The organism is Dietzia sp. B19 (assembly GCF_014145155.1).
GTDB classification, from domain to species: Bacteria; Actinomycetota; Actinomycetes; order Mycobacteriales; family Mycobacteriaceae; genus Dietzia; species Dietzia natronolimnaea.
This window is the reverse complement of record NZ_JAALED010000491.1, coordinates 5547-7467: the sequence shown is the minus strand read 5'-3', so window position 1 is coordinate 7467 and position 1921 is coordinate 5547. Positions and strand designations below refer to the sequence as shown.

At 69.7% G+C, this 1921-nt stretch carries 2 protein-coding genes; both read left to right on the top strand.

Translation table 11 applies throughout. The features are described 5' to 3' along the window. Positions 1-1383: IucA/IucC family protein (locus tag G6020_RS17190; RefSeq protein ID WP_241732714.1), on the top strand; the 1383-nt coding region annotated here is incomplete at its 5' end. Positions 1384-1393: 10 nt separating this feature from the next. Beyond that, positions 1394-1780, top strand: coding sequence for an MmcQ/YjbR family DNA-binding protein (locus G6020_RS13500; RefSeq protein WP_179525103.1), 387 nt, complete (start codon positions 1394-1396; stop codon positions 1778-1780). Positions 1781-1921 lie beyond the last annotated feature (141 nt).

Genomic DNA, 1921 nt, shown 5'->3' with positions numbered 1-1921 from the left:
GTGTGGCTCGCCGCCCGCCGTGAACTCAGCCACCTCGCCACCGTGACCGGACTGGAGGAGAACGAGCACTACCGTCGGGAGTTCGACGGTGACGACCTCGACCGGTGCGACACACGACTTCGGGAGCTGGGCCTCGATCCGGACGGGTACCGCCTCATTCCCGTCCACCCGTGGCAGTGGGAGCACAAGATCGCCGTGGCGTTCGGCCCCGACCTGGCCCGCCGCGACCTCATCCACCTGGGCGAGTCCCGCAGTGAGTACCGCCCGCAGCAGTCCGTACGCACGTTCTTCGACGTGACCCGTCCCGAGCGCGGGTACGTCAAGACGGCACTGGCGGTGCAGAACATGGGCTTCACCCGCGGACTGTCTCCTCGGTACATGCGTGACACCCCGGCGGTCAACGACTGGGTGGCCGGTCTGGTGGCCGGGGATCCCGTGCTCCGGGCACTCGACTTCGGAGTCCTGCGCGAGGTCGCCGCCGTGGGGTACACAGGCGACGCCTACCACCGCGCAGCGGAGTCCGGCGTCTCGGACGAGGGGCCGCACACCAAGATGATCGCCGCCCTGTGGCGTGAGAGCCCGGTGCCGCGACTGGCGGAGGGCGAGCGGGCCTTCACGCTGGCCTCACTACTGCACGTCGACCTCCACGGGTGCCCCCTCGTCGTCGAACACCTGGAGCGGTCAGGGGCGGACGCCCGCACGTGGCTCCGCGCGCTGCTCGACGCCTACGTTCTGCCGGTGGCCCGCTGTCTGCTCGCGCACGGGTTGGTGTTCATGCCCCACGGTGAGAACGTGATCGTGGTGATCGGCCCGGACAACCTGCCGCGCCGGGTGCTGTTCAAGGACATCGGCGAGGAGGTGGCCGTGGTGACCGACCGACCGCTGCCCGAGGGGATCGAGCGGATCCGGCACCTCGTGGACGCCGAGACGGCCGCGTTGAGCATCCACACCGACGTGATGGACGGGGTACTGCGTCACCTCGCCGCGATCCTCGACGAGTCCGGGGTCCTGCCGGCAACGGAGTTCTGGGACGAGACCCGCCGGTGCCTGCTGGCGCTGGCCGGCGACGGCGACGGCGACGGCGACATCGACATCGACGTCGACCGGACTGAGGTCGACGAGGCGACCTGGCAGGCGCTGTTCGCGCCGCGGTTCAAACACTCGTGCCTCAACCGCCTGCAGTTGCGCGACACCCGGCAGATGGTGGATCTGACCGATCAGGCGGGATCGCTGCAGTTCGCGGGCACCCTCGCCAATCCCCTCGCATCGAGCCCGACCGACCCCGCGGGTCGCGCGGGTCGCGAAGAGCGTTCCGAACACGTCGGCCGAGAAGCAGGTGTGCGGAACGCTCTTCTCGATGACGGAGCCCGCAGCGTGTCGTAGCGTCACTGGGATGAACGGGCGGGAACTCCAGAAATGTGCGGCGATGCGGGCACGCGAACTACCGGCGTCGACCCTGGAGTTCCCGTTCGGGCCGGACGTCGACGTCTACAAGGTCCGCGGCAAGGTGTTCATGATCCACACCGTTGTCGACGACGAGCCCCTCGTGGTGATCAAGGCATCACCCTCGGACGGCCTCGCCCTCCGTGACGCGCACGCCGACATCACCCCCGGCTACCACATGGACAAGAGGCACTGGATCTCACTGCACCCCGGGGGGAGCCTCGGCCCCGACGTGGTCGAGGAGTTGGTCACGGAGTCCTACCGACTCGTGGTGGCCGGGCTCCCCAGCGCGCAGCGACCGGTCGAGCCGCACGCCTTCGGGCGCGGGCAACGCTGATCCGGCTCAGTTCACCGGAGCGGTCTCCGGCGAACCCTCGGGCGACACCGAGGACCCGGTGATCGAGCCGAGCCGCTCCTCGCCCAGCGAGCCCTCCACGGCGTCGGTCGCCGAGTCCGTGTTGACGGCTCCGGCCAGCGA

Excerpts from the sequence above, each read along its gene's own strand:
- G6020_RS13500 (WP_179525103.1), top strand. The coding sequence starts at position 1,394 with ATGAACGGGCGGGAACTCCAGAAATGTGCGGCGATGCGGGCACGCGAA.